Here is a 23,728-nt window from a genome sequence, read left to right on the forward strand (position 1 = left end):
CATTCATATCGCCTCCCCAAGCTCCACGCTGGAGGGAATGTTGATCAAGCACGCTTCAAGGGCCCGCGCTGCAGGCAGATCCATGGAAGGACAGCTTGTATACATAGGAAGGTCCGGCATAAGCGTCCAAAGCGGCCGGGTCATCAGACCCGCATCGTTCGTTGCATCGAGAACGGCGTTCCGGGTCTCCATATCCGGGGTATCGAGAAGCAGACAATTGAGCCAGTTATTGGACCGGGCAAAAGAAGGCGGACGGTAAAAGGAAACACCTTTTACCCCGGAAAACTCCTCCATATAGCGATCTGCAAGACGTGCCTTTGCTTGCAAAAAATCATCGAGCTGTTCCAGCTGCGCGCACCCCATTGCGGCATTCAAGTTAGGCAGGCGGTAATTGTAACCCGTCTCATCATGATTGAAGGCCCATTTATGAGAAACCTTGGCCGTGGTCGTCAGGTGCTTTGCATGACGGGCAAGCTCGGCATCATCTGTCAGGATAGCGCCGCCGCCGCCTGTGGTGATAATCTTGTTACCGTTGAAACTCACCGCTGCCACAAGCCCGAGCGAACCGCATGGTTGGCCTTTGTAAAAACTGCCAAGCGACTCGGCGGCATCCTCCACGATCGGCAGGTTCCACTGCGCACCGATCTCTGCAAGCGCTTCCATATCGACGGGATGACCGAATGTGTGCATGGGAACAATCGCGGTAATGCGCCGGCCAGTCAGCCGGTTAAGCGTGCCATCTCCGGTCACTTCGGCGATATCTTTAAGATATGCGCCCAGTTTTTCAGGGTCGAGCCCAAGCGTGAGCGTGGAACTGTCGGCAAAGTGCGGCACGGCGCCGAGATAAGAGACGGCGTTCGCCGTCGCCACGAAAGTCGCGGCAGGAATGATGACCTCATCTACGGCTTGAACGCCCGCCAGCCGAAGCGAGACCTGCAAAGCAGCGGTACCGTTTACGACAGCTACCGCATGCGCCACCCCGCACCGCTCAGCCAGCATCTCCTCGAACCGGTCCACATAAGATCCGACGGAAGACACCCATCCAGCATCAAGACAGTCTTTTACGTAAGTCCATTCAGCGCCGGCTATGCGCGGAGCATGCAACGGCACAAAACCGCTTTCGGCGCCTCGCCCTATCGCCGATCGCAGCGCGGCAACAACCGCGCCGGCATCGACACCGCGCTTGTTATCAGCCATGCCGGAAACGTCCACGGTGAGCGCCATTGCGCCTCCTTACGCGGCCGCCACTTCCGGCCGCACCTCATAATTGCCGTAATAGCCTTGAATGGCATTCTGGCGTTGATAGAAACCGGCATGCACTGCGCCGATCAGCTCCGGCACAAATCCAGCGACCGAATGCTGGGGCACGAAATCGAGAACTTCGCGGATCTTGCGGAAGGAAACCCGGTAATTACGGGGATCCGACCCATGCTCCACGAAATTCACTTTACCGTCGATGTGCTTGAGAATCTCTTCGATGATCATCGCTTTGGTGTAGTTGTTCTCATCCGAGCCGACATTGAACACCTCGCCGCGCACCTTGGTTTCATCCGCTTCCAGCACACGGATCACGGCACCGGCAATATCGCGCACATGGCAATAGGGCCGCCATGTATCTTTGTCATAAACGTCGAGAGCTTCGCCGCGCGCCAAGGCTGCGGTAAACTCGTTCACCGTAAGATCGAAACGCATGCGCGGGCTTAAGCCAAACGCCGTCGAAATGCGCAGGATAGTCGGTATGAAATCAGCTTTATCCGCATGCGTTAGAATGTACTTTTCAAACGCCACTTTTGTTTCCGCATAAATCGAAAGCGGCTTCAACTCGGCCTCTTCCGTCGCAGGGTCATCGGAGGTGCGCATGCCGTAGTTCGAGCATGTGGAGGTAAAAACGAATTTATGGATGCCGCGGCCTTTCATCGCTTCGAAAAGCGCCTCGCTGCCTCCGCCATTCACGGACCGGGTCAGCTCCGGATATTTCTTGGAAATCGGATCGCCGACCAGCGACGCAAGCAGCACGACGTCCGTCACCCCGTCCAGCGCCCGGTCCAATACGGCCTGGTCACGCATATCCCCGAACACAAAGCTAAATCCGGGCTCGTCGAACAGCCCTTCCACCGACAGCGAATTGGCATAAAGGAAGTTGTCCAGAACACGCACGCCGTAGCCTTGCTTCAAGAGCTCGCGCACCATCACCGCGCCGACATATCCTGCACCGCCCACCACAAGCACCTGGCGCGCCCGCAGCGGGCCCCGCTGCGCCTCACGCTCAAGCCGGCTCATCGTATCCTGCAGCGCTTCAACCGCGCGCGCGGCATCACCCGCTTTCAGCCAATTGGCGCAAGCGGAAAGAGCCGCCCTATAGACGGCTTCGTCGGCAAGAGGATTGGCTGACACAGGCGGGCGGGAATCGTTCGATGCCATTCATCTCTCCGTGGCCAGAAGTCTCCGGCGGGATCGCCGGTCTTTGGGAGAAAAGATGCGCTTGTTAATGTTAATAAGCCGTAAAGTAGCTGAGAAAATCCCCGGATTTCCAGGAAATAGAACCGCTTTTATGGTTTCTGAACCGTAAACGCCAACAAATGGATGTTTGGGCGCATCCGCCCAAACGGTCTCAGAATTTATCTGTGAGAATTGCTTTTACGTAAACGGACTTGCGAACGGCACACAGGCCAAACCGCCCCGAACCTGACCGGCAGGGACTAAAAAGAAAAAGCCGCTCCGAGACGCACGGAAACGGCCTTTTCTCAGAAAATCAGAACTGCTTCTCGGGCAGGTCGACGACGAGGCCGTCGATTTCGTCGGTGACCTTGATCTGGCAGGACAGGCGGCTGTTGTCGCGCACGTCGAAGGCGAAGTCGAGCATGTCTTCTTCCATCTGCTCGGCCGTGCCCGTCTTGTCGAGCCAGTCCTTGCCCACATAAACGTGGCAGGTCGCGCAGGCACAGGCGCCGCCGCAATCGGCATCGATGCCGGGAACGGAGTTCTTCACGGCCGCTTCCATCACGGTCATGCCGTTTTCGGCCTCGACCGTGTGTTTGGTGCCGTCATGCTCGATAAAGGTGATCTTTGCCATTGTCTTTTTATCGCCGTCTTTGGATGCCGGAAAAGTTGCCGCCGCCTCCCTGACCGCAGCCCCTCTTACATAATTGACGCCGGCTCGCCTTTTCAAGGCCTTCCCCTTGAGCTTTGCGCCCCGGGAAGCCTGCCAGCACCTTGTTCGAGGAGGGGCTTATCACGCCTCTTTGCCCAGCGTCCAGCCACTTTTCCCCGCCCTTTTGGCCTCGCCCCGGCGCTCTCATGGTCATTTCGCCGCAGGCCGGTTAAAACGGGCGCTACTCAAAAACGGAAACGGTTCGGTCCATGACATCCCCCTCTTATGAAAGCGAAGCTGACTGCGTGGTCATCGGCGCGGGCGTCATCGGCCTCGCCGTCGCCCGCGCGCTTGCCCGCAAGGGCCGGGAGGTGATCGTGCTGGAAAAGGCCGGGCAGATCGGCACTGAAACCTCCTCCCACAATTCGGAAGTCATTCATGCCGGGATCTATTATCCCGAAGGCAGCCTGAAGGCGCGCACCTGCGTGGAGGGGAAAGAACGCCTCTACCGCTATCTTGCCGAGCGGAACATCGCCCACCGGCGCTGCGGCAAGCTTATCGCCGCGGCGACGAAAGAGCAGGAAGGCGCGCTTGCCGCCATCCGGCAAAAAGCGGCGGTAAACGGCGTCACCGATCTTGAAAGCCTCACCGCCCGCCAGGCAAAAGCGCTGGAACCGGCGCTTGCCTGCGAGGCGGCGCTCCTTTCCCCCTCCACCGGCATTCTGGACACCCATGGCTATATGCTGGCCCTGCAGGGGGATCTGGAAGACAGAGGCGGCATGATCGCCTTCGGCGCGCCGCTTTTGAAAGCGGCCCGGCTCAAGGATGGGTATGGGCTGGAGGTGGGCGGCGCGGCGCCCATGCGCCTTAAAGCCCGCTGTCTCGTCAATGCGGCAGGTTTTAGCGCGCCGGACCTTGCCCGTAAGATCGAAGGGCTGAATGCCGCCCATGTGCCCCCAGCCTATTACGCCAAGGGCAATTATTTCACGCTACCCAGCAAAGCCCCCTTCTCCCGGCTTATCTACCCGGTGCCGGAGGCGGCGGGCCTTGGCATTCACCTCACCCTCGATTTGGGCGGCCAGGCCCGTTTCGGGCCGGATGTGGAATGGGTGGAGGGCCCGGACTATTCAGTAGATGCGGCGCGGGGGGAGCGCTTTTACGGCGCCATCCGCACCTATTGGCCGGGGCTGGAAGAGGGCGCGCTGCAGCCGGGCTATGCGGGCATCCGGCCGAAAATCCAGGCGCCGGGCGAACCGGCGCGCGACTTTCTTCTCTCCGGGCCCGCCGATCACGGGCTCGAAGGCTTGCTCAATCTCTTCGGGATCGAAAGCCCAGGCATCACCGCCTCCCTCGCCCTTGCGGAAGAAGCGGTCTTGCGCCTGGAGCTTTAAGGATCAGCTCGCGAGCAAAAGATCGATATAAGCCGTCGCCGTATCGAGCTGGGCTTCGATCTCGCCGATCGCTTTGAGCCGGGCGTCCTGCGCGCCTGCGCCAAGGCTCTCCGCGCCCTCACAGACCTGGGCCACCGCCCAAGCGCCGACCGCCTTCGCCGAGCCCTTCAGGCTGTGCGCCGCGCGGTGCCAGTCCTGATCGCTTTCCGCGTCCCGCATCCGGCTCACATAAACCCGCGCCTGCTGGCAAAAAAGGCCCAGCAGCTCCGATTCCAGATTACGGTCGCCCATCGTGTAACGGGAAAGATGAACCAGATCGACCGGCCGTCCCGCGCCGCCGGAAATTCCGTTCAGGCCTGCCAAGGCCTCAGCCTCACTGGCGATAGACATATCCTTCATACTCAAAAGCCCCTCGAGAAACGCCACTACTGCCCAGGCACAAATCCGAACACGAATGAATAATGTGCCTTCAGCGCACTCTACCGCGCAATTGCCTTCTAAATACTTAGCTCCAATCGTTTTGGCACAGTTTAAAAAACGTTTAATTCTCCTTAAAACTTTAAACAATTAAATCTCGATTTGTTTACGAATGACTCTATTTACTGTGCAAAATAGTTAATCATTATTAACAAACGGCCGTTTTTATCTTGCGCCTAAAGTTAAGGCTTGGTAAAAATAACAAACGGGGCACCAACAGCCTCGTGAATCGTCAAGAACCCCTCGTAGTGCCCCCGGCGCCCCCCCACGCCGGGGGCTTTCGTTTGCAGAGCGCCGTCGTTGCAGGGCACAGACCAAGGAAGCACCGCGCGCCAAGGCGCGCTGCCACACTTCAAGTCTCAGATTGTTAGGATGCTTTTCCGCGCGCGTTCCACGCGGCAGGAAAATCGTCAGGCTTTCGGTTTTGCCGACCCCAGCACTTTATAGCCTTCCGCCGTCAGCTTGCAGACCAGCCAGTCTTTCTTGATCGGGTTCTTGAACCAGGGCTCCGCCCAGCCCCGCTCGATGCAGGAGCGGATGGTGCGAATGTCGATCTCCTGCCCCTCATCATCGAACAAAGGCAGCTTGCCGCCCGGCTGTTTCAACCCGCGAATGAGATAGCGCGTCTGCGCCCAGGTGGGTTTGTGGGAAAAGCGTGCTTCGTGAGCCTGCGGGCCGTGCCCCGTGCCGGCAGCAGAGGCAGAATCCCCGCCGCCGTCCGGAAAATCGCTCCCGGAACGGACGGCTTCCTCCGCCGCTCCCGGAATGGCCCCAAAGCGCTGCCGCTCATCTGCCATATCAGCCTCCCAGGCCAAGGTCTCAAGGCTTATTGGGAAACCATCTTGAAACCTCGGGCAACGGGACGCAAGAGCAACCGCGCCCGGCTAAAAGGCGCGGACCCCCGCTCATTCCAGCGCCTACCTTCTCAGGGCGAAATGCGCAGCGACTGAATTTGCCCACCCTTCAGCCCGAAATCGAACGTCAGCATGATCGGCGTACCGGGAAAATCACCCGCTACCTCCGCCCGCACGCGGCAATCACTGTCTTCGGCATCAACGACAGCCCGAGGCAGCGGCACCGCCTTGGCGGCGATCGCCGCACTGAGAATCCATGCCCTGATTTCTTCACGCCCGCGATGCGTGCGGTTCTCGTCGAAAACCTCCGCATCCGGCGCGAAGGGCGCAAGAATGGCGTCCGCATCCAGCCGGGCGCTGGCTTCCATATAATCGGCAACGGGTTGGGGGAGCGTAATCGTCATGACATGCCTTCCTTTTCTCAGGCGCGTTCTCAGGCGCGGCGTGAAAGATTGCCGGGCCTCATACATGCCGCTAGGCTTGGAACATGACAAGAACGCACGAAAAGGTAACTGACAGACCTCCAGGTAAGCGCCCCGATTACACGGCGGAGCTTGCAGCGAGAGGCATCGAAAACGTGCTGCAGGTCATCGGCGGCAGATGGAAACTCGTCATCCTCTTCCAGCTCTTCGGCGGCAAGACCCTGCGCTTTTCCGAACTCGAACGCGCCATCCCCGGCATCTCGCAAAAAATGCTCATCCAGCAATTGCGCCAGCTGGAAAAGGACGAAGTCGTCACCCGCACCGTCCACCCGGAAGTCCCGCCCCGCGTGGAATACCGTCTCACCGATTGGGGCCAATCCCTCTGCCCCGCCCTCGACAGCCTTTTAATGTGGGCAGAAGCCGCCTCCGGCGAAAAACGCGAAGCACTGTTGAACTTGAATGGGGCGGACAGTGAATGAATTTTCCGGCGGCAAGCTGACGCACGAGCGATTACGGTGTCACGCACATCTTTCTAAACGGAAAATCTCTAAGCGCTGACATTCATCCACCATATCAGCTTCCCAGCCACCCCTCCGAGGCGTGTTGGGAGATTTGTGCGGGCCCTTAAGGGCAACGAGGCAAGCCCCCCTCAAAATTTCAGCGTCAGCCGGGCGGTGAGGCCGTGGTCCTCAGCCTCGTCCGAAAGCTGGCCCTGATAGGCGACGCTAAGGCCAGCATCCGCTGAAATCGCGCCGCTAAGGCCCGCTTCCATCACGAGGCTGTCTTCGGCAATCGGCGCGCCGTCGATGGCAAAGCCGGTGCCGCCGGCAAAAGCATTGATGCTTGAGGCGTTTGTATCGCCGAACGCATGTTGCCAGCCCGCCATGAGGCCGAGCGTGAGTTCTTTACCCTCTGCCGTGAACGGCTTGTCGGCGCGAAGACCGAGCGTCGAATAGACCGTCTCGGTCGTGGCGCTTTGAACGCTGAGCGCGGCGGCACCGCCCGTCTCGCTGAAACCGTCCGCATCGAGAGTGAGATAGGCAAGGCTTGCGAAAGGCTCAAGCTCGGCCATTGCCGTTTTCAAGCGGTAGCCCGCTTCCCCATAGGCCTGGAAGAGCCGGGCATCGTACTCGGCGGTCAGGTTATCGGTGAGCCCGCCGCCGCTGACCTGACGCGCGCTTTCAATATCATGGAAGGAATAGGAAAGCCCCGTGCGCAGCCCAAGCGCGCCAAGCTGCGTGCCTGCATAAGCGCCGAGGTGATAATCATTGCTTTCGGCGGAAGAGGCGCGGGCATCCGCATCCATATCCGTCTGTCCGGCGCCTGCCATCAGCCCGAGGCGCCAGCCTTCGAAAGCCCCCTCGCCGATTTGCGCATCCGCGCCGAACAGCACGCCGCGCGCGCGCCGGTCGGTTTCCGCCGCATTGCCATCGCTATCGGTACCGCCCCAGGCGCCATAGGCGCTCGCCCAGAAGACCGTGCCTTCATAGGTTTCGGGCACGGGCATGGGCCCGCCCTCACCATTATAGGCAACGGCAACGGGCGCTGCCGCCCCCGCCCCGCCAAAACCCGCGCGTGTGCGCGCGCCAAGGGCCTGGCGCACATGCTTGCCCCCTTCCAGAAGCGCGCCGCTCATCGAGGCATGGACTTCACCGGAAAGAAGATCGAGATTTTGCTGCAGGCCCGCCGCGTTGCCGCTCAAGGCAAGCGCGCTCCACACCGCGCCGCTGCCAAGGCTCTCCGCACCGTTCGCCGTGCTCGCCTGGTTCGCGCTATTGGCCAGGCTGGCAAAGCTTGTGTCGTTGCGCACAAGGGCGAGCGTCACATCATTGCCGTCCCCGCCCGTATAACCGACGGCAGGGGTGAGAAAGAGGAGGTTGCTCGTGACAGCGGCAAATGTGCCCGTCACCGCGCCCGCGCTTTGCTTGTCGATAATCGTATAAGGCCCGCTCAGCGGCCCCCAGCTTGCAAAAGTCGCGGGAGACGCCGTCACTTCCAGGCTCGCGCCGGAAATATCGACCGTGCCTTGCACGATCACCTTGTCCGCCGCGCTGGGCGAAGCCTCAATGGCAAGCGTGCCGCTATTCACGTAATTGCCGCTGACGGTCTGCGTGCCGATGGAATTGCCCGGCGCATGGCGCGCGCCTGACGCCAGCATTACATCCCCGCCGATCGTGCCCGTACCGCCCAGCGCCGCGCCCGAAGCCACATTCACGTCGCCGCCCAGGGAGCCGAGACCGCCGACACCGACGACAAGCGTGCCCGCCGTGACATTGGCCGTGCCGGTATAAGCAGACCCGTTGCCGACGATGCTGAGCGTGCCCGTGCCCGTCTTGGAAAAATTGCCGGTGCCGGTGATGGCGCCGGTGAGCGCGGCATCATTGCCATCGGTATTCACGGTGCCGCCGCCCGCACCGAAATTCACGGGCGCGCCGATCTGCAGATTCGTGCCGTCGATGAGCAACGTACCGCCGGTGAAATTCGCCGCGCCGCCCGCGCAGGCAAGCGCCGCCGCGCTTTTAGCGACGAAAGTGCCGCCGCTTCCCAGCAAACCGCTGCCGCCGCTGCAAATGCTCAGCGCCACAGGTGAATCGCCGACCGCCGCGGTGCCGTTTGCCGTCAAAAGCCCCGTGACGGGATCGATGGTGAAGGCATTCACACGGTCACTCGCCCCTTGCGAGGAGACATAAAGAAAGGACCCGTCCGGTGAAACGGCCACGCCATTCGCCTGCGGACCCGCCGCCGTGACCGCAACCGTTGTGTCGGTCGCCGCGTTGACGATGCTGACATTCCCCGTCGTCCGGTTCGCGACATAGACGAAGCGCCCGTCCGGACTGACTGCCACGCTGTCCGGCCCGCGGCCGAGCGTGCCGCCGAAATCGAGGCCGATGGTCGCCGACACGGTGTTGGTGCCTGCATCGATGATCGAGAGCGTGTCGTCGGTGAAATTGGTGACATAGAGCCGGGACCCGTCCGGCGAGACGGCGATACCGAGCGGCTGATCGCCGACCGTAACATTGGTGAGGACATTGTTGGTCGTAGTGTCGATCACGACGAGCCGGTCCAGAGATTGGTCGACGGCATAAACACGGCTGCCATCCGGCGAAATGCTGATCTGGCGCAGCCCGCTGCCCCCGCCCGTATCGATATTCGTGACGGCGCTAAGCGCGCCCGTTGCCGCATCGACGTTGAAGACATCGACGCTGCCGCTGCCATTGGAGACATAGGCCCGCGTGCCATTGGTGTTGAACGTCACACCGCTCGGCTGCGCGGCCGTCGCAACCGAACTGACGACCGTATTGGTCGCCGTATCGATCACATAAACCCGGTTGGTATTACGTGCCGGCGCATAGACATAAGCCTGGTCGCCGCGCACCTTAACGGTGAGCAAGGTCGTGCCCACACCGTTTACCGTGGCCACCACACTGGCCGTGCCATCCGCTGCCAATTCCAGGCCCGAAACGGTGTCATCGTTGAAATTGGGCACATAAAGGAAGAGCCCCTCTTGCGCCTCAGCCGCGCCTGCGCAAAGGCCTGCAGCCAGGATCAGCGTGGCGGCGCTTGCCTGCCGCCGCAAAGCGCGGCAGTGCCGCGATGTATGAAACAACTTGCCGTGAAAAGACGCCGCGCCGCTATCCCCAGCAGAACGTCGGGTGTCTTGCTCTGCCATCTCATCCCCCTGACGCAGTGCAGATATCCTTTTTATTATTAGGTCTTTTAAGGGGTTTTCCCCGCCTGGGAAAGAAACGAGTACTGTTTTTGAAGACCTCGCGGCGCTCATTGCAGCATTGACGCCCCCCGCGCCATGGGCGAGTCTGAAAGACAATCTGTCCGGAATTCTGGGAAAACCCTCATGATCAAGCCGACATCCGCCGCGAAACCTGCCGGAAATGCCCCGGCGCCTGCCCCTGCCGCAGCCGCCGCCAATGAGGACTCGCCCGAGGCCGGCCAGCTTTACCGCCTGATCAATAAGCGCCCCAGCCGTTCCATTCCCTATGTGGCCGCTCTTCTCAGCCTGTTTGCCGCCGGTGCCGTCCTTGCCTATATGACCGGCCGGTTCACCGGGCCCGCCGCCCTGCCTTCGACATTGGCGGAGGCCGCGCCGCTTCTGGCCGCCGTACTCGCCCCCGTCATCATTATCTGGCTTTTCGCCTGGCTGATCTGGCGCGGGCAGGAAATGCGGCTGATGGCCGAAGCGCTGGCCCGCACCGCCCTGCGCATCACCGAACCGGATGAGACCGCCCGCGAGCGCGCCAAGTCGCTCGCCGCGTCCGTGCGCCACGAGCTTCTTACTTTGCAAAACGGCATGGACGCATTGCTCGCCAATGCCTCTCATCTCAGCCAGGAGCTTGCCGAGAATATCGACACGGTGGACCGCAGCGCGACGCGCACGGAAATGCGCACCGCCGATCTTGTGCGTGCCATCGAAGAAGGCCGCGCCAGCCTCGACGCCATTTCACGGGCGCTCGGGAGCGAGGCCGATACGGTGCGCCAGGCGATACGCGAGCAGAATGACGATGTGCGTGCGCTTACCGGCAGCGCCGAAGAGGTTTTGAAAGACGCCGCCGAAAAACTGCGCCTGCAGACCGAAACCCTTGCCCGCGTGAGCGAAGCGGCGGCAACGGGCGCGGACAGCACCGCCACCATGCTCGACAAACAATCCTCGCGTCTGGAAGTCGTCGCCGAAAGCGCGCTTGGCAAGGCAGATACACTCGCTCAGCGCTATGAGAAACAGCGCGAGACGATGCGCGAGACGGTGGACGGCATCGAAAAAGAACGCGAGGCCCTGGACGCCGCCTTTACCCGTCAGCGCGAGACGATCGAAACCACAACAGAGGCGCTGCGCGCCCGCACGAAAGAGATCAACGAGAGCGTTTCCAAATTCGCCTCCGAGCTCGACCATGCGCTGGAAGCGGCGGACAAACGCGCCAAGGCGCTGGGCACCACCTTAAAGCAGGAAGCCGGCGGCATGAGCGGCGCCGTCGAAGACGCAGCAAAATCGATTACCGAGGCCGCCGAAACCGCCTCCCATAAAATCGGCCAGGCGGCTGGCTCCATCCGCGCTTCCTCCCATGATCTCGAAACGGGCCTCCAAGGCACCACAGGCACAATCAGCAGCGCCTATAAAGCGCTGCGCGAGGAAGTGGACGCTCTTTCCCAGAAAGTGGAAAGCAACACCGCCGCGCTGAAAGAAACGCTGGAAAGCGAGCTTGCGGCGCTGACGGGCCGTTTCGGCGAGGAAACGGCGGGCCTGGAAAAAGCCGCCAAGGACACGATGACGGGCATCCACGATCATATCGAGGAAAAGTCGAAGGACGCCCGCGAGACGCTGCACGATGCCGCCGTCGATATGGAAAAACTCTCCGAGCAACTGAACTCGGCCATGTTCCGCCTCGGCGGGGCGGCAAAAGATGCAGGCCGCTCGCTCCACGAAGCAACGGACGATCTGCAAAAGCGCATCGACGAGTTGCCCGCAGAGGCAACCGAAGGCGCCAAAGCGCTGCGCGAGGTGATCGAAGAACAGATCGAGGTACTGGCCTCCATCGCCGATATCGTGGTGCGCAATGCCCGCGTCTTCGACCGCACCGCCGCCGTTGCGCCCCGCTCGGCCGCCGCGCCCATGCCGCCCTATCGGGGCGAGCCCCTGCCGCCTGCGCCCGCCGGCATGCAGGCCGACAGCCGCTGGAGCCTCTCGGATCTTTTAAGCGCGGCGCGCAAATCGGAAACGAAAGAAAGCGAGAGCGCGCGGGGCCCGCAAAAAGGCGGCGATCTGAGCCGTGCCTCTTTGCATATCATCGAGACGCTGCAATCGCTCGCCATCGATCTCGACCGGGCGCTGGAGCAAAGCCCGCCGCCTGAGCTTTGGCGGCGTTATCATGGCGGGGAGCGGAACATCTTCACCCGCAGGCTCTACAATCTGCAGGGCCGTAATCTGCACGACAAGATTGCCGAGCGCTATGAAAGCGACCGCGAGTTCCGCCAGCATGTGGACAAGTTCATCGGGCTATTCGAAGAACTGCTTGCCGCTGCCGGTGAAAACGACCGGGAAAACATCCTGCTCGACACTTACCTCACCTCCGATACCGGCAAGGTCTATCTGATGCTTGCTCAGGCAAGCGGCCATTTGAGCTGAGGAATCTTATGGGCGTCAGCGCCTCTCCGCCTTCTCTTCTTCATGGGCATCCACGGCATCATGGGTCCATTGCGCAAGCTCGCCCATGATACCGGTCAAGCCATTGTCGAATTCCAGCACCAGTGCCTCGACCCGTGTTTCATTCGTCGGGCGCACCGCCTCGAAAGAACGCGAGGCAACGATCCGGTCATTGGGATAATCGATCAGCCGGGCGTTCAGAACGATATGAACGTTCTTGCCCGCACCGCTTTCATTCTCGACCCCGAAAGCGCGCAGCTCGAGGCGTAGCTCGTAATCCGGCTTCAGCCCTGCGCCCTTGCGCCCGACGGCGAGAAACTTGCCCGTATTGTCGAGCGAAGCAACGGTGAGCGATTGCACCATACGCGGTGCGCGGTCCGTCCAGCGGGCATCGGCGAAATAGCTGACTTCATTGGGGGTCGGCAGATAAACGATGCGGTTCGTGTCATAAGCGGCCGGTGAGAAAGGCTCGGCCACGACGATCTGCGCCCGTGTCGGCTCTTCCTGCGGCATGGCGGGCTTTGCCGCCGTCAGCACGAAAATGCTGGGCGGCTCGCTATCGGCGGCTGAAAGAACCGCGCAGCCCCCAAGCGCCAGCATCAAGAGGCCCGCCGCGCAAAGCGCTGCTATCCGGTTAAACCCGCCCGTCATCGTCATCATTATTCCGCCCCTTGATATTCAGGCACATCCTTGCCGAGGAGAAAGGCCCCGGGATTGTCTTCGGCCCGCGCCACGACCCTGTCGAGATTGCGCACCAGCTCGCGCATTTCCGCGATCAGAAGCGGCATCTCGCCGAGCCCCTCGCGCGCAAAACGGTCGATGGAAGCGCGGTTGCCTTCCACGATGCTTTCAAACTGCTGGCCGAGCTGACGGTAGGAATTGGCCGTGGCGCGCGCGTCCGCCACGAAACGCTTCACATCTTTTTGCAGGATGTCATCGGCCCCTGCCGTAATGCTTTCCACATTACCGGAAATCTTGTTCACGTTTTCCAGCGTTTCCTCCAGCGCGTCGGAGCTGGCCGCCAGTTTTTCCGAGACCGTGTTGAGATTGGTCATGATGCCGGTAACGTTCTGATCGTTCCGCTGCACCAGCACCCGCAGATCGTGGATAAGTTGATTGGCATTATCCACGGCTTCCGGCGCGCTGGTGAACAATTGCTGGATGGTGGACTTTTCCGCCTTGATCACCGGGTAATCCTGACCGCCCTGCGCTTCGAGCGAAGGCGAACCGGCCGAGCCGCCGGAAAGCTCGATCAGGGCTACACCGGTGAGCCCGAAAAGCTCAAGCCGTGCTTCCGTATCTTCTTTCACGGGCGTGCGCGCATCGAGCTCGACCAACGCCACCACCTTGCTCGGATCGTTGCGGGCAAGGCGCAGATCCACCACCTGGCCCACCTGAATGCCGTTATATTGAACGGTGCCCGATTTCGTGAGGCCGGAGACCGAGCCTTCGAAAACGATCTCGTAATATTCATAGGTACGGTCGAGCTGAAAGCGGCCGATCCAGAGCGCAAAGAGAAAGATCGCGGCGATGCCCGCCAGCGCGAAAGCGCCGATCAGCACGTTGTTCGATTTGATCTCCATCAGATGAAGCCTCTTTCCTGGCGGTGTGTCATTTCCGCTTCCCTACCCGGTTCTATGCCCGGCCTTGCGCTTTGCGCGCGGAGCGCCCGCGCGGGCCTTTGAAATATTCGGTAATCCAGGGATGATCGCTTGCCATCATATCCTCGATCGTGCCGGTAAGGATAACACGTTTATCCGCCAGCACCGCGATCCGGTCGCAGGTCGAGTAAAGCGTATCAAGGTCGTGGGTGACGAGGAAAACCGTGAGCCCCAGCGCCTGTTGCAATTCTTTCAAAAGCCGGTCGAAGGCCGCCGCTCCGATGGGATCGAGCCCTGCCGTCGGCTCATCGAGAAAAAGGATTTCCGGGTCGAGCGCCAGCGCGCGGGCAAGCCCGGCCCGTTTGCGCATGCCGCCCGATAACTCGGAAGGATATTTCGACGCCGCATCGATCGGCAGGCCGACAAGGCGCACTTTCAGCGCCGCCAGTTCGTCCATCATCTCTTCGGGCATATGCAGATGCTCGCGGTAGGCGACCTGAACATTTTCAGCCACGGTGAGCGCGGAGAAAAGCGCGCCGTCCTGAAAGAGAATGCCCCAGCGCTGCTCTAGCGCCTGGCGTTCTTCCTCGTTCAGTTCGGAAGGCTCCTCCCCCAGCACGTTGATATGCCCCGCTGCCGGGCGGTTAAGCCCGACAATCGTACGCAGAAGAACCGACTTGCCGGTCCCCGACCCGCCGACAATGCCGAGCACTTCTCCTTTTCGAACTTTAAGGTCGAGATTTTCATGCACGACATGATCGCCGAACTGCGTGCGCAAGCCCCTCACATCGATGATAGTTTCATCCGCCATGCGTTAAATTCCCACCGCCGTGAAGAACATGGCGAAAAGCGCATCGAGAATGATGACCATGAAAATGGATTTCACTACCGATTGCGTGGTCTGCTGGCCGACCGATTCCGCGCTGCCCGTCACCTTCATCCCGCAGTGACAGCCGATAAGCGCAATGGTGATGGCCATGAAGGGCGCCTTGAGGAGCCCCACCCCGAAGGTCCAGAAGCCCGCCGCCTCCTGAAGGCGCACGAGGAAGACGCCGGGCGTCGTATCGAGCAGCATCCAGACCGTCACCGCCCCGCCGAGAAGCCCCATAATATCGGCGATGAAGGTGAGAAGCGGCAAGGTCAGCACCAGAGCCAGTACGCGCGGCACGATCAGCATTTCGACAGGGTCGAGCCCCAGCGTGCGCATGGCGTCGATCTCCTCACGCATCTTCATCGAGCCGATCTCCGCAGCAAACGCGCTGCCGGAACGGCCCGCAACGATAATGGCGGTGAGCAGGATGCCGACTTCCCGCAAAAAGATGATGGCAACAAGATTGACTGTATAAACGTCCGCGCCGAAACGCTTGAGCTGCTCCGCCCCTTGCTGAGCGATGACCGCGCCGATCAGAAAGGTAATGAGGCATACGATGGGCAGCGCGTCAAAGCCCGCCTTTTCCATATGATGGACAAGCGGCACGAGACGCAGGCGCCGGGGTGATTTTACCGCCCGCCAAAGCGCCTGCAGAAAAACGCCGAAATAACCGACAATGCCGCGCACCTCCGCGCCCGTCGCCAGCAAGACGTCCCCCACCCTTGCCGTCAATTGCACGGCAAAGGGGCGCATGTCATGCAGCGTGTCTGGGCAGCTGCCGCGATTGGCTTGCACCGTGGCAAATAACGTCTGAAATTCCCCGCGCAGCCCTTCAAAACGGGGATTGAGCCCCTGCGCGGAAAACCGCTCCGCCGTGCGGTCGATCAGCCAGGCGCCCGCCGTATCAAGCCGCGTCACATTCTTGAGATCGAAAATGACCTCTGCCCCGCGGATGCGCGAGGCCGGAAGCGCCTCAAGCGCTGCGTCAAGCGTGGCAGCCTGCCGGACGGTCCAGTCACCGGACGCCTGAAACATGAAGCCGGAGCCGGTTTCTTCGGTTTTGAAACTGGGCGTCTGGCTCATATCCCCTCAATACGCTAAGTTGCCCGCACAATCGTAGTTTTAACTTCAAATCCGGCCCGCGTCACCGGGCCGCATGGATTTGAACCCTACCTGTTCTAGCTTCGTTGTATAAAGTCTCATCCTGATGCGGAGAATGGCGCGGTAGAACGCCCCGGGACCATAATTTTAGAGTGCAGAGGACCAAAACGATGAATTTCATGAAGATCGCCATGATTGCCGGCGCGGCGCTCGCCTTCAGCCAGGTAGCCTCGGCCGACGACGCGGACCTTGAAAAAGGCGCGAAAGTTTTCAAGAAGTGCCAGGCGTGCCACACGCTTGAAGAAGGCGCGGCAAACAAGATCGGCCCGAATCTCCACGGCCTCTTCTCCCGGGGTGTCGCGGCGAAAGAAGATTTCCGCTATTCCGACGCAATGATGGAAAAAGCGGGCGAAATCGGCTCCTGGGACGAAGAGAATCTGGCAACCTATCTCGAAAGCCCGCGCAAATATGTACCGGGCACGAACATGGCTTTTGCCGGCCTGCGCAAGGAAAGCGACCGCACCAACCTGATCGCATACCTTAAACAGGAAACGGGCGCCGCTGAATAAGCGGACACCACTAACGTTTTTAAACCGGTCCGGGTTTTCATATCCGGGCCGGTTTTTCATGTCCGCTTCCGGCGCAGCTGACCCCGCGCGATAAGAAGGGTCAGGAGGAAAGCAGGCAGATAGAGCCAATAGGGGTCGATCCGCTCCTGCGCCACTTCCGCGCCGAGCACCTGCCAGTCGAAGCCGACACCGAGTTTTTCGGCGGGCGAGGCAAAACGCACGAGATCGACAAAGGTCTTGCCCTCTTCCTGTCTGAGATCGATGCCCGCAGCGCTAAGGCGCTCGCCCGCGCTGCCCTGTGCCCCGAGCGGTAAGCGGATCGTGCGGCGGACAAGATCGCCCTCGAAAGTTTCCCCTTCAAAAATGAGCGCCACGCTTTCTCCCGCCGGCGCGCCCTCGATAAGCGGCACCGCTTCTTCATAAGAGATGCGCTCAAACGGCGGCACGACCTGATCGACCCAATAGGCCGGGCGCAGCAGCGTGAAAGCGATAAGGAGCAGCACCGCCCCCTCCCAGATTTTCAGCCGCGTGAAGAAATAGCCTTGCGAGACGGCGGCAAAGAGCAATACGCCGAGCGTTGCTCCGAGCGCCGTCAATACCAGATCGAGCGGTCCTTCGATACCGATCAGCAACAGCTTCGTATTGAAGATAAAGAAGAAGGGCAGGATGACAGTGCGCAGCGAATAGCGAAAGGCCGTAATCCCCGTCTTGATGGGATCGCCGCCCGATATCGCCGCCGCCGCAAAAGAGGCAAGACCGACAGGCGGCGTTACATCCGCCATGATGCCGAAATAGAAAACGAAGAGATGCACCGCAATGAGCGGCACCACAAGCCCGGCATCCGCGCCAAGCTCTACCACCACGCCTGCAAGCAGCGCCGACACGACGATGTAATTGGCCGTGGTCGGAAGGCCAAGCCCGAGAATGAGGCTAAGCACCGCGACATAGATCAGCATCAAAATGAGATTGCCGCCGGAAAGGAATTCGACGAGCTCGGCGAGCCGGAGCCCCACCCCCGTCAGTGACACGGCGCCGACAATGATGCCGGCAGCAGCCGTTGCCACGGCAATCACGATCATGTTGCGCGCGCCAGATTCAAGCCCGTCCCAGATCGTGCGCGCGCCTTCTTTCAAATCACCAAGGCGAAAGCCCCGCCCGGCAAAAAGCGAGATGAGCACATGCTGGGTCGCGAGAATGACCATGAGCCCCACCACCGCCCAGAAGGCGGAAAGACCGGGCGAAAGCCGCTCGACGACGAGACACCAGACAAGAACGGCAATAGGCAAAAGGAAATGCAGCCCCTGGCGCACTGTCTCCGAAAACCGGGGAAGGAAAGGCGCATCGTCGTCGAAAATATCGGTCCCGCCGGTACCGGAACGGGCCTCGTCCCGCGCGGCGGTATAGACGGCGCCGATATAGAGGGCGAAGAGCGCGCCCATCAGTACCCAGAAAGCGCCAGCGCCAAGGCCCTGAATAAGCTCGATAATAAAATAGGCAAGGCCGAGAAAGACCGTGATGCCGGCCAGCATCAAACCGGTGCGCACAAGACGCATAGGCAAAGCGGGCAGCGGGTCCGGCCGCTCCAGAAGCGGCATATCCGCCTTCACCGCTTCCAGATGAACGATATAGACGAGCGCGATATAGGAAATGACCGCGGGCAGGAAGGCATGGGTGATGACATCGACATAGGAAATGCCGACATATTCCACCATCAAAAACGCCGCCGCGCCCATGACGGGCGGCATGATCTGCCCGTTGACCGAGGACGCGACCTCCACCGCCCCTGCCTGCTCTTTCGAAAAGCCGACCTTGCGCATGAGCGGAATGGTGAAGGTCCCCGTCGTCACCGTATTGGCGATGGAAGAACCTGAGACAAGCCCCGTCATGCCGGAAGCAAGCACCGCCGCTTTTGCAGGTCCCCCGCGCATATGCCCGACAAGGGAGAAAGCAAGGCGGATGAAATAGTCCCCTGCACCGCCCGTCTCAAGCAGCGCGCCGAAAAGCACGAAGAGGAAGATCACACTGGTCGAAACACCGATGGCGATGCCGAAGACGCCTTCCGTCCCCAGCCAGAGATGGCTCATGGCGCGGGAAAAAGACGCGCCTTTCCAGGCGATAATGTCCGGCGCGTAATTGCCGAAGAAAATATAGGCAAGGAAAAGAAGCGCGACGATGACGATGGGCGGCCCGAGCGCCCGGCGCGCCGCTTCCAAAAGCAGCAAGAGCCCGAGCCCGGACACCGCAAGGTCGAGATCGCTCGGCAGGCCCGGCCGCAAGGCAAGCCCGTCCCGGAAAATGAAAAGATAAGCCGCGGTAAAAGCGCCGAGCGCGCCCAGCCCCCAATCGGCAAGCGGAATGGCCTTGGCGTGTTTCTTGAGCGCGGGAAAGCAGAGAAAGGCGAGCAACAGCCCGAAGGCGAGATGGATGGAGCGGGCATCCGTATCGTTCAGTACCGGAATGACGGAGGCGGCAAGAAAAGGCAGCGGTGAGGCATACCAAAGCTGAAAGAGCGACCAGAGCACGGCAAGCACAGCCACCGCTTTGCCGGGCACGCCGCCCGCCGCCCGCTCGCCCTCAAGCTCCCACAAAAGCTCTTCATCCGGGCGGGTATGGCCCGTAGCAGCTGGGCTGCGCGGCTCGCTCATTCTTCTTTTCTCCGCAAATCCCGTGAGAAGGGTGCCCGTGCGAAGGGCGCAAGCTTACTCGATGAGGCCCGCTTCCTTGAAGTAGCGCGCCGCCCCTTCATGCAAGGGCGCGGTGAGCGCGTGTTTCGCCATGCCTTCTTTCGTCAAAGCCTGGAAAGCCGGATGCAGCTTGCGGAAATCATCGAAATTCTCAAAGACCGAGGAGGTCAGATAATAAACGACATCCGCCTCCACATCCGCCGTCGAAACAAGCGTGGCGGCAACGCCGAAGGTCTGCACATCCTCCGAATTGCCCTGGTAGAGGCCGCCCGGAATGGTGGCGGGCGCATAGAAGCTGTTTTCTTCGATCAGCTTTTCGACTTTCGGCCCGTTCACATTGATGAGCCGTGTCTCGCAAGTCGTCGTCGCTTCCTGGATCGAACCGCTCGGATGGCCGACGGCAAAGACGATCGCATCGACTTTATTGTCGCAGAGCGCCATGGACTGTTCGGTGGAAACCAGCTCGGAGGCGAGCAGGAAGTCGCTCAGCTCCCAGCCATAGGCTTTCATCAGCACTTCCATCGTGGCCCGCTGGCCGGAGCCAGGATTGCCGATATTGACGCGCTTGCCCTTCAAATCTTCAAAAGAAGAAATGCCCGCATCGGCGCGCGCCAGCACGGTGAAAGGCTCAGGGTGCAGCGAGAAAACCGAGCGCAGGTTTTCCATCGGCCCCGCATCGGTGAACTGCGAGGTGCCTTTATAGGCGTGGTACTGCCAGTCGGACTGGGCAACGCCCAGCTGCAACTCGCCCTGGCGCAGCGCATTCAGGTTGAAAATCGAGCCGCCCGTGCTTTCCACCGAGCAGCGGATATTGTGCTCCTCGCGGGTCTTGCGGGTCAGCGCGCAAATGGCCCCGCCCGCCGGATAGTAAACGCCGGTCACCCCGCCCGTGCCGATGGTCACATACTGGCGCTCCTGGGCGCCTGCGCCTGCCGCGCCGGCCACCAAAGCGATAATTCCCATAAATAGAGCTGCCAGACGCGCCATTTAACACTCCCTCGATGTGTTTTGTTCCGTTTCACCCCTATTGATGGCAGCAGGCTTGCCATATGGCAACCGCGCCTCAGGTTCCACGGGGCTCATTTTACCGCCGATTTTTGGAACAAATGCTGCAAGTCAGCCCTTAAGTCATGGTCCCGTGTTCCAGTTCGGGACAATGGATATGGTGCAACCCGGGCCAAAAGCCCAGACCTGAGTCAAGATTATGCAGCCCTCGGCCTTGTTCAGACGCCTAGCCTGGTCCCTTCCGGTCCTCATTGTGGCCGGATCGCTCGCGCTGTCCATTTATGACCCACTCAGCCTGCGCACCCGCATGGCCGAGATTTCCTTCGATCTTATTCAGCGCTTCGAGCCGCGGCCCGCGGGGCATCCGGAAGCCATCTATATCGACATCGATGCGCAGACCGCCGAGCGCGTGGGTACCTGGCCCTGGCCGCGCCCGCGCCTGGCCAAGCTCCTGGACGCCGTGCATGGCGCAGGGGCCAGCATCATCATTCTGGACGAAACCCTGGAGAGCCCGGACCCGACCTCGCCGGAACAGGCGCTCGCACAGTGGCCGCCCTTTCCCGCCGATGCCGACGTCATGGCGGTGACGCAGGCGCTGCGCGCCCTGCCCGATCACGACATGGCGCTGGCTGCGAGCCTGCGCCGCGCCCCGACCGTACTTTCCATCACGCCCGGCAAGGGCGAGGCCCGTAAGCCGCGCAATACCGGCTGGACGCTAACGGCGACCGGCGGCGATCCTTACGCGCATCTTCCCGCCTTCACCGAATGGACCGGCAATCTGAGCGCGCTCGACCGGGCGGCGGCCAGCATCGGCGTGCATCTACCCTCGCAGGCACGCACGGACATGGTCCGCCATTTGCCGCTCTTCGCCAATCTGCGCGGCGATCTCATGCCTGCGACCGCGCTTGAAGCGCTGCGCCTCAAAGAAGGGGCAAACGCTTATGAGATGCGCCTGCGCACCGCGCCGACGAAATACGACATCACCAATCTGGGCGGCATTGCCTCCATCACCATTGCCGGCAAAACCATCCCGACGCTGCAGGACGGTTCTTTCCCGCTTTATTTCCGCATGGAGCGCGAGGGCGCGTCCGTGCCCGCTTGGCGCTTTCTGGAAGACGGGGCGGATGCGGCGGACCTGAGCGGGCGCATCGCAGTCATCGGCGTTTCGAAAAACGGCATCGACAAGTTTCACACGACGCCCATCGGCCCGCTGCCCTCCGGCGCGATCATCACCGAAGCGCTCGACCAGATCATCACGGGCACCATGCTGACCCGGCCGGAATGGGGCCAGGGCGCCGAGATGCTGCTGATCGGCGGCGGCAGCCTGCTCATTTTGCTGATCGTACTCGGCTCGCGCCGGTATCCCTGGCCCATTCTGTTCACGCTGCTTCTGACGGGCGGCGCGGCCTATGGCACCTGGTATGCCTTTACAGAAAAAATGTGGCTCCTGCATCCAGTGCAGCCCATCGCGACGCTGCTTGCCGTCTATCTCATCTCGGCCATGCTGAACCGGCTGCGGATCGATGCGGAAACCCGTTTCATCGAAAACCAGTTCACGCACCGCCTGCCGAAATCGAAACTGAACAAGCTGATCGCCCAGCCGCGCCGCGTTCCCCACAAGGGCACGGGCGTGGAAGTGACCTCCATGACAGGGGGCTTGCGTGGCTTCAACATCATCGCCGACCGGTATCTGGCGGACCCGGAAGCCTATGCGGATATTCTCAACCGCTTCTTCACACCGGCGACGAAACTCGTGCATGACCGGGGCGGCATGATCGAACGCTATATGGGCGAGACCATGCACGCGGTCTGGAATACGCCCTTCCCCACCAACGATCATGTGGCGCGCGCCTGCGACGCGGCATTGCGCATGACCGAACAGCTCGACGCGCTCAACGACTTCCTTTTGGAAGATGCGAGCCGGCTCAACATGTCCTATGTGCCGCTGTCGGTTTCCATCGGCATCGATTCGGGCGAGGCGATTGCCGGTAATCTCGGCGCGGATCACAATTTCGATTATGGCGTTTCCGGGGAACCGGTGACCTTTGCCAATTATCTGCAGCGCCATGCCCGCCACTATGGGCCCGCCATCATCGTGGGCGAAGGGGCGCAGCGCATCTTGGGCGAGCGCTATGCGCTGCTCGAGGTCGATCTTATCGCCACGCCGCGCCATCCCAACGGCTCGCGCGCCTTTGCGCTGCTGGGCGATTCCATCGTCCGCGCCAGCCCGAAATTCCGCGCACTGCAGGAAGCCCATAAAGCGCTTTTCGAAGCCTACCGCAATCAGCGCTGGGCCGAGGCACGGGCCGTCATCGCCCAAGCACGCAAGCTCAACGGGGCCATCGAAACGCTCTACGATCTTTATGAGCAGCGCATCGCGCATTTCGAGGCGAACCCGCCCGGCCTTGCCTGGAATGGGGTGTGGTACGCGGGCCGTATTTAATCCTTCGCCCATTTATCGGGCCTTTGCGTAATCACCCTTGGCGGGCGTGCAAAGGCCCGGCATGATGCGTTCATGCGCAACCTGACCGTCACCATCGAAGCCTGGCCCATCAAAGGACGCTTTGCGATTTCCCGCGGGGCCAAGACCGAGGCGGAGGTGATCGTCGTTACGCTGGAAGACGGGCCCCATAGAGGGCGCGGTGAATGCGTGCCTTATGGCCGCTACGGCGAAACGCTGGAAAGCGTTGCCGCGCAGATCGATTCCATTGCAGATGAATTTCAGGAAAAACCGAGCCGGGAAAAGCTGATGCGGCTCCTGCCCGCAGGCGCGGCGCGCAATGCGCTGGACTGCGCTCTTTGGGACCTGGAAGCGAAATGGGCAGATATGCCCGTTTGGCAATTGGCAGGACTGGCGAAACCCGAACCACTCACCACCGCCTTCACGCTCAGTCTCGATACGCCTAAGGCAATGCACGAGGCGGCAAAGAGCGCGGCAAGCCGCCCGCTCCTCAAAATCAAACTTGGCGGAGACGGCGATCTTGAACGGCTTGCCGCCGTGCGCGAAGGCGCGCCGGGCTCCGATCTCATCGTCGATGCGAATGAAGGCTGGGCGCCGGACAATCTGGAGCGCCTTTTAAGCGAGATCGCCCCGTACCGCGTGGCGCTGATCGAACAGCCCCTGCCCGCCGGAGACGACGCCTGCCTTGCCTCGGTAAAAAGCCCCATTCCGCTTTGCGCCGATGAAAGCTGCCACACCTCGGCGGACCTCGTGCGTCTTGCCAGCCTTTACGATGCCGTCAACATCAAGCTCGACAAGACGGGCGGCTTTACCGAAGCGCTGCACACGATCGAGAAAGCGCGCGGCCTCGGCATGGAAATCATGATCGGCTGCATGGTGGGAACATCGCTGGCGATGGCGCCGGCCGCCCTGCTTGCCGCCGGCGCCTCCTTTGTCGATCTGGACGGTCCGCTGCTCTTGGCGGAGGACCGGGAGCCCGGCCTTCGCTATGAAGGTTCGGTGCTTTTCCCGCCCGAAAGAACGCTTTGGGGATAGGCCCAAAGCGCCATT

19 protein-coding genes are annotated in these 23,728 nt (G+C 61.1%); 6 read left to right on the forward strand and 13 right to left on the reverse strand.

All coding sequences use genetic code 11. The features are described 5' to 3' along the window. Window positions 1-3 precede the first annotated feature (3 nt). The 3 genes from ACOQOT_RS10305 to ACOQOT_RS10315 all read right to left on the reverse strand — a co-directional run bounded on the left by ACOQOT_RS10305 (window position 4) and on the right by ACOQOT_RS10315 (window position 3,073). Window positions 4-1,224: a LegC family aminotransferase gene (locus ACOQOT_RS10305; protein ID WP_420559186.1), complete on the reverse strand. Its 1,221-nt coding sequence runs from the start codon at window positions 1,222-1,224 to the stop codon at window positions 4-6. Between the two features lie 9 nt (window positions 1,225-1,233). Next, the gene (locus ACOQOT_RS10310; RefSeq protein WP_420559187.1) at window positions 1,234-2,421 is read right to left on the reverse strand and encodes an NAD-dependent epimerase/dehydratase family protein; all 1,188 of its coding nucleotides are present in this window, start codon (window positions 2,419-2,421) and stop codon (window positions 1,234-1,236) included. A 331-nt stretch (window positions 2,422-2,752) separates the two neighbouring features. Further along, complete coding sequence (locus tag ACOQOT_RS10315; protein ID WP_045444904.1) at window positions 2,753-3,073, reverse strand: 2Fe-2S iron-sulfur cluster-binding protein; 321 nt, start codon at window positions 3,071-3,073, stop codon at window positions 2,753-2,755. Window positions 3,074-3,360: 287 nt separating this feature from the next. On the opposite strand from ACOQOT_RS10315, the gene ACOQOT_RS10320 reads away from it, so the two are divergent. Next, a complete protein-coding gene (locus ACOQOT_RS10320) occupies window positions 3,361-4,482 on the forward strand; it encodes an NAD(P)/FAD-dependent oxidoreductase (protein ID WP_420559188.1) in 1,122 nt (373 codons plus the stop codon). Between the two features lie 3 nt (window positions 4,483-4,485). Here the strand turns inward: ACOQOT_RS10320 and ACOQOT_RS10325 are convergent, their stop codons facing one another. The 3 genes from ACOQOT_RS10325 to ACOQOT_RS10335 form a co-directional block, all read right to left on the reverse strand. Beyond that, complete coding sequence (locus tag ACOQOT_RS10325) at window positions 4,486-4,881, reverse strand: Hpt domain-containing protein (protein ID WP_420559189.1); 396 nt, start codon at window positions 4,879-4,881, stop codon at window positions 4,486-4,488. A gap of 488 nt (window positions 4,882-5,369) precedes the next feature. Continuing rightward, complete coding sequence (locus ACOQOT_RS10330) at window positions 5,370-5,756, reverse strand: hypothetical protein (protein ID WP_420559190.1); 387 nt, start codon at window positions 5,754-5,756, stop codon at window positions 5,370-5,372. Between the two features lie 128 nt (window positions 5,757-5,884). Continuing rightward, window positions 5,885-6,217 carry a nuclear transport factor 2 family protein gene (locus ACOQOT_RS10335; protein WP_420559191.1) on the reverse strand — a complete coding sequence of 111 codons (333 nt, stop codon included), beginning with the start codon at window positions 6,215-6,217 and terminating at the stop codon, window positions 5,885-5,887. Between the two features lie 83 nt (window positions 6,218-6,300). On the opposite strand from ACOQOT_RS10335, the gene ACOQOT_RS10340 reads away from it, so the two are divergent. Further along, the gene (locus ACOQOT_RS10340; protein WP_420559192.1) at window positions 6,301-6,714 is read left to right on the forward strand and encodes a winged helix-turn-helix transcriptional regulator; all 414 of its coding nucleotides are present in this window, start codon (window positions 6,301-6,303) and stop codon (window positions 6,712-6,714) included. A 170-nt stretch (window positions 6,715-6,884) separates the two neighbouring features. On the opposite strand, the gene ACOQOT_RS10345 is transcribed toward ACOQOT_RS10340, so the two are convergent. Next, complete coding sequence (locus tag ACOQOT_RS10345) at window positions 6,885-9,905, reverse strand: autotransporter outer membrane beta-barrel domain-containing protein (RefSeq protein ID WP_420559193.1); 3,021 nt, start codon at window positions 9,903-9,905, stop codon at window positions 6,885-6,887. A 183-nt stretch (window positions 9,906-10,088) separates the two neighbouring features. On the opposite strand from ACOQOT_RS10345, the gene ACOQOT_RS10350 reads away from it, so the two are divergent. Continuing rightward, the gene (locus ACOQOT_RS10350) at window positions 10,089-12,368 is read left to right on the forward strand and encodes a hypothetical protein (RefSeq protein ID WP_420559194.1); all 2,280 of its coding nucleotides are present in this window, start codon (window positions 10,089-10,091) and stop codon (window positions 12,366-12,368) included. Between the two features lie 15 nt (window positions 12,369-12,383). Here ACOQOT_RS10350 and ACOQOT_RS10355 read toward each other — a convergent pair whose 3' ends face one another. Genes ACOQOT_RS10355 through ACOQOT_RS10370 form a run of 4 tightly spaced genes read right to left on the reverse strand, consistent with a single transcriptional unit; the run spans window position 12,384 to window position 15,941 of the window. Next, window positions 12,384-13,046, reverse strand: a complete 663-nt coding sequence (locus tag ACOQOT_RS10355) for an ABC-type transport auxiliary lipoprotein family protein (protein WP_420559195.1) — start codon at window positions 13,044-13,046, stop codon at window positions 12,384-12,386. Next, window positions 13,046-13,969 (reverse strand): MlaD family protein, encoded by a 924-nt coding sequence (locus tag ACOQOT_RS10360; RefSeq protein WP_420559196.1) that lies wholly within the window; start codon window positions 13,967-13,969, stop codon window positions 13,046-13,048. The genes ACOQOT_RS10355 and ACOQOT_RS10360 overlap by 1 nt, the downstream gene beginning before the upstream one ends. A gap of 52 nt (window positions 13,970-14,021) precedes the next feature. Continuing rightward, window positions 14,022-14,798, reverse strand: a complete 777-nt coding sequence (locus ACOQOT_RS10365) for an ABC transporter ATP-binding protein (protein WP_420559197.1) — start codon at window positions 14,796-14,798, stop codon at window positions 14,022-14,024. Window positions 14,799-14,801: 3 nt separating this feature from the next. Beyond that, window positions 14,802-15,941, reverse strand: coding sequence for an ABC transporter permease (locus ACOQOT_RS10370; protein ID WP_420559198.1), 1,140 nt, complete (start codon window positions 15,939-15,941; stop codon window positions 14,802-14,804). Between the two features lie 188 nt (window positions 15,942-16,129). Here ACOQOT_RS10370 and ACOQOT_RS10375 point away from each other — a divergent pair, with 188 nt between their 5' ends. Continuing rightward, the gene (locus ACOQOT_RS10375) at window positions 16,130-16,528 is read left to right on the forward strand and encodes a c-type cytochrome (protein ID WP_420559199.1); all 399 of its coding nucleotides are present in this window, start codon (window positions 16,130-16,132) and stop codon (window positions 16,526-16,528) included. Between the two features lie 56 nt (window positions 16,529-16,584). Here the strand turns inward: ACOQOT_RS10375 and ACOQOT_RS10380 are convergent, their stop codons facing one another. Both ACOQOT_RS10380 and ACOQOT_RS10385 read right to left on the reverse strand, forming a co-directional pair. After that, entirely contained in the window at window positions 16,585-19,173 is a 2,589-nt protein-coding gene (locus ACOQOT_RS10380; RefSeq protein ID WP_420559200.1) for a TRAP transporter permease, read from the reverse strand. Window positions 19,174-19,227: 54 nt separating this feature from the next. Continuing rightward, the gene (locus ACOQOT_RS10385; protein WP_420559201.1) at window positions 19,228-20,199 is read right to left on the reverse strand and encodes a TAXI family TRAP transporter solute-binding subunit; all 972 of its coding nucleotides are present in this window, start codon (window positions 20,197-20,199) and stop codon (window positions 19,228-19,230) included. A gap of 271 nt (window positions 20,200-20,470) precedes the next feature. Between ACOQOT_RS10385 and ACOQOT_RS10390 the strand changes: the two genes are divergently transcribed. Then, window positions 20,471-22,660, forward strand: coding sequence for a CHASE2 domain-containing protein (locus ACOQOT_RS10390; protein ID WP_420559202.1), 2,190 nt, complete (start codon window positions 20,471-20,473; stop codon window positions 22,658-22,660). A 72-nt stretch (window positions 22,661-22,732) separates the two neighbouring features. Then, window positions 22,733-23,713 carry an N-acetyl-D-Glu racemase DgcA gene (dgcA, locus tag ACOQOT_RS10395; protein ID WP_420559203.1) on the forward strand — a complete coding sequence of 327 codons (981 nt, stop codon included), beginning with the start codon at window positions 22,733-22,735 and terminating at the stop codon, window positions 23,711-23,713. Window positions 23,714-23,728 lie beyond the last annotated feature (15 nt).

Source organism: Tepidicaulis sp. (assembly GCF_965222285.1).
Lineage (GTDB): Bacteria > Pseudomonadota > Alphaproteobacteria > Parvibaculales > Parvibaculaceae > Tepidicaulis.

Coding starts and splice junctions, on each gene's coding strand:
- ACOQOT_RS10305 (WP_420559186.1), bottom strand. CDS start 1,224: ATGGCGCTCACCGTGGACGTTTCCGGCATGGCTGATAACAAGCGCGGT.
- ACOQOT_RS10310 (WP_420559187.1), bottom strand. CDS start 2,421: ATGGCATCGAACGATTCCCGCCCGCCTGTGTCAGCCAATCCTCTTGCC.
- ACOQOT_RS10315 (WP_045444904.1), bottom strand. CDS start 3,073: ATGGCAAAGATCACCTTTATCGAGCATGACGGCACCAAACACACGGTC.
- ACOQOT_RS10320 (WP_420559188.1), top strand. CDS start 3,361: ATGACATCCCCCTCTTATGAAAGCGAAGCTGACTGCGTGGTCATCGGC.
- ACOQOT_RS10325 (WP_420559189.1), bottom strand. CDS start 4,881: ATGAAGGATATGTCTATCGCCAGTGAGGCTGAGGCCTTGGCAGGCCTG.
- ACOQOT_RS10330 (WP_420559190.1), bottom strand. CDS start 5,756: ATGGCAGATGAGCGGCAGCGCTTTGGGGCCATTCCGGGAGCGGCGGAG.
- ACOQOT_RS10335 (WP_420559191.1), bottom strand. CDS start 6,217: ATGACGATTACGCTCCCCCAACCCGTTGCCGATTATATGGAAGCCAGC.
- ACOQOT_RS10340 (WP_420559192.1), top strand. CDS start 6,301: ATGACAAGAACGCACGAAAAGGTAACTGACAGACCTCCAGGTAAGCGC.
- ACOQOT_RS10345 (WP_420559193.1), bottom strand. CDS start 9,905: ATGGCAGAGCAAGACACCCGACGTTCTGCTGGGGATAGCGGCGCGGCG.
- ACOQOT_RS10350 (WP_420559194.1), top strand. CDS start 10,089: ATGATCAAGCCGACATCCGCCGCGAAACCTGCCGGAAATGCCCCGGCG.
- ACOQOT_RS10355 (WP_420559195.1), bottom strand. CDS start 13,046: ATGATGACGATGACGGGCGGGTTTAACCGGATAGCAGCGCTTTGCGCG.
- ACOQOT_RS10360 (WP_420559196.1), bottom strand. CDS start 13,969: ATGGAGATCAAATCGAACAACGTGCTGATCGGCGCTTTCGCGCTGGCG.
- ACOQOT_RS10365 (WP_420559197.1), bottom strand. CDS start 14,798: ATGGCGGATGAAACTATCATCGATGTGAGGGGCTTGCGCACGCAGTTC.
- ACOQOT_RS10370 (WP_420559198.1), bottom strand. CDS start 15,941: ATGAGCCAGACGCCCAGTTTCAAAACCGAAGAAACCGGCTCCGGCTTC.
- ACOQOT_RS10375 (WP_420559199.1), top strand. CDS start 16,130: ATGAATTTCATGAAGATCGCCATGATTGCCGGCGCGGCGCTCGCCTTC.
- ACOQOT_RS10380 (WP_420559200.1), bottom strand. CDS start 19,173: ATGAGCGAGCCGCGCAGCCCAGCTGCTACGGGCCATACCCGCCCGGAT.
- ACOQOT_RS10385 (WP_420559201.1), bottom strand. CDS start 20,199: ATGGCGCGTCTGGCAGCTCTATTTATGGGAATTATCGCTTTGGTGGCC.
- dgcA (WP_420559203.1), top strand. CDS start 22,733: ATGCGCAACCTGACCGTCACCATCGAAGCCTGGCCCATCAAAGGACGC.